The organism is Terriglobia bacterium, assembly GCA_036496425.1.
Classification (GTDB): domain Bacteria; phylum Acidobacteriota; class Terriglobia; order 20CM-2-55-15; family 20CM-2-55-15; genus 20CM-2-55-15.
On record DASXLG010000163.1, the window covers coordinates 1 to 2998 of the forward strand.

Below are 2998 nucleotides of genomic sequence, written 5' to 3' on the forward strand. Positions count from 1 at the left end.
GCGCGCCACTGCATGGCGTCTGCTGTCATGGGCTTCATGCGGACGTTCGGCATGGACGAGCCGATGGGCTGCTACGACGACTTTGAGGTCGCAGATGCATTTGTGCTGTGGGGCTCGAACATGGCGGAGATGCACCCGATCCTCTGGAGCCGCGTCACGGATCGCAGACTGAGCGCGCCGCATGTGCGCGTCGCGGTTCTTTCAACATTCGAGCATCGCTCGTTTGATCTTGCCGACATTCCGATGGTCTTCACGCCGCAAACCGATCTTGCGATTCTCAATGCCATCGCCAACCACATCATCACGACCAATCGCGTCAACAAGGACTTCGTCGACAAGCATACTATCTTCAAACGCGGCCAGACCGACATCGGTTACGGGTTGCGGCCGGAAAACCCACTGGAAGTGAAGGCGACGGGACGCACGAAAGTGGGCGATGCGACCGACATGACCTTCGAAGACTACGCAAAATTCGTCTCGGAATACACGCTGGAAAAGGCCGCTAAAATGTCCGGCGTTCCCGTCAACAGCCTTCGCCAGCTCGCGGAGCTCTACGCCGACCCGAAGACCAAAGTCGTCAGTTTCTGGACGATGGGATTCAACCAGCACACCCGCGGCGTCTGGTGCAACAACCTCGTCTATAATATTCACCTGCTCACCGGAAAGATTTCCGAGCCGGGCAACAGTCCGTTCTCACTCACCGGTCAGCCGTCGGCTTGCGGTACGGCGCGCGAGGTGGGCACGTTTTCGCACCGGTTGCCCGCCGACATGCTGGTGGCCAACAAGAATCACCGGGACATAGCGGAGAAGATCTGGAAGCTGCCCGAAGGCACGATTTCACCGCAGCCGGGCTACCATGCGGTGCTGCAGAACCGCATGCTGCGCGACGGCAAGCTCAACGCCTACTGGGTGCAGGTCAACAACAACCTCCAGGCTGCCGCCAATGTCAACGAAGAAGGGTATCCGGGCTATCGCAATCCCGAAAACTTCATCGTTGTGTCCGACGCTTACCCGACGGTGACAGCGCAGGCGGCGGATCTGGTCTTGCCGAGCGCCATGTGGGTCGAAAAAGAAGGCGCCTACGGCAATGCGGAAAGGCGAACGCATTTCTGGCACCAGCTGGTGAATGCTCCCGGCGACGCGCGCTCGGATCTCTGGCAACTGATGGAGTTCTCCAAACGGTTCAAGATCGAGGAAGTCTGGCCTGCTGAACTGATCGCCAAGAAGCCCGAGTACAAAGGCAAGACCTTGTTCGATGTCCTGTTCAGAAACGGCGAGGTCGACAAGTTTCCCCTGTCTGACATGGCTGCGGATTTCGAGAATCACGAGTCGAAGGCATTCGGCTTCTACGTGCAAAAGGGATTGTTCGAAGAGTATGCCGGATTCGGCCGGGGTCACGGACACGACCTGGCGCCCTTCGACGCTTACCACGAGGCGCGTGGGCTGCGTTGGCCGGTGGTTGATGGCAAGGAGACGCGCTGGCGCTACCGAGAGGGCCTGGACCCGTATGTAAAGCCCGGCGAGGGAGTCAGATTTTACGGGTTCCCCGATGGCAAGGCACGCATTTTCGCTTTGCCTTACGAGCCACCAGCTGAATTACCGGACGCTACCTTTCCCTACTGGCTTGTCACCGGGCGCGTGCTTGAGCACTGGCATTCCGGCTCAATGACCCGGCGCGTTCCCGAGCTTTACCGGGCCTTTCCGAATGCCGTCTGCTTCATGCACCCCGACGATGCGGCCAAACTCAACATACGGCGTGGCGACGAGGTGAAAGTCGAATCGCGGCGCGGTTTTATCCGGACACGGCTCGAAACGCGCGGACGCGACCGCATGCCGCGCGGTGTCGTATTCGTTCCCTGGTTCGACGAGAGCCAGTTGATCAACAAGGTGACGCTCGACGCCACCGATCCGATATCTTTGCAGACCGATTTCAAGAAATGCGCAGTCCGCATTGAACGCGTGTAGGGGGCCGGATCATGGCAAGCGATCTCCGACTTCTTGCGGCCGCAATACTCACGATCGCGCTGTCGGGCGTGGTCATGGCGCAGACATTTTCCGGCCTGCGCGGCTCGACTCCACTCAATCAGGAAGCGGCACCTCCAGCCCTGACCCCCGAGCAAAACACGTCGGTTCGCGAGCCACGAAATTATCCTGAACAGCCGCCGGTCATTCCGCATTCGACGGAGGGCTATGAAGTCAGTATCAACGCGAACAAGTGCTTATCCTGTCATGCGCGGACGCGTGTCCACGAATCACAAGCGCCCATGGTTAGCATCACCCACTTCATTGATCGCGACGGGCAGTTTTTGGCTTCCATTTCGCCCCGCCGATATTTCTGCACCGAATGCCACGTCCCGCAGCACAATGTGCGGCCGCCGGTAGAAAATGACTTCGTTGACATCGACTCTCTTCTCAAGCGCTCGGCGCCGGGAGCGCCTCGATGACGACCACCGAGGTCCCGCGCCCTTCGTTCTGGCGTCGCGCGCTTTTGTTCGCACGCGAAGTCTGGGGCGTGCTGATTCGACCAAGCTCGATCTTCAGCCTGGGATTTCTGGTGCTCGCCGGCTTCATCGCCGGAATATTTTTCTGGGGTGCCTTCAATACGGCTCTGGAACTCACCAACACGGAGACGTTTTGCACCTCCTGCCACGAAATGCGCACCAACGTGTTTGAGGAGCTGAAAACGACCGTGCACTACAACAATCGATCAGGCGTACGCGCCCACTGTCCCGATTGTCATGTTCCGCACGAATGGACCGACAAAATCGCGCGCAAGATGCAGGCCTCGAAGGAAGTGTGGGGCAAGCTTTTCGGAACCATCAATACGCGCGAGAAATTCCTCGATCATCGCCTCGAACTGGCGGAACATGAATGGGCGCGCATGAAGGCGAACGATTCCCTCGAATGCCGCAATTGCCACAGCGCACAATCGATGGATATCACGCGCCAGAGCCCGCGCGCAGTTGAAGCGCACCAGCGCTTTCTGTTTACCGGTCAG

The 2998-nt window shown here is 58.9% G+C and carries 3 protein-coding genes; all 3 read left to right on the top strand.

What is annotated here, in order from left to right; all coding sequences use genetic code 11:
• Positions 1-1965 (top strand): periplasmic nitrate reductase subunit alpha (gene napA, locus VGK48_11455; protein HEY2381784.1); only part of this gene is annotated, 1965 nt, incomplete at its 5' end.
• Positions 1966-2039: 74 nt separating this feature from the next.
• Positions 2040-2444 carry a nitrate reductase cytochrome c-type subunit gene (locus tag VGK48_11460; GenBank protein HEY2381785.1) on the top strand — a complete coding sequence of 135 codons (405 nt, stop codon included), beginning with the start codon at positions 2040-2042 and terminating at the stop codon, positions 2442-2444.
• The coding region (locus tag VGK48_11465) for a NapC/NirT family cytochrome c (GenBank protein ID HEY2381786.1) at positions 2441-2998 on the top strand (558 nt) is incomplete at its 3' end. The genes VGK48_11460 and VGK48_11465, both read left to right, overlap by 4 nt.

Excerpts from the sequence above, each read along its gene's own strand:
- VGK48_11460 (HEY2381785.1), top strand. The coding sequence starts at position 2,040 with ATGGCGCAGACATTTTCCGGCCTGCGCGGCTCGACTCCACTCAATCAG.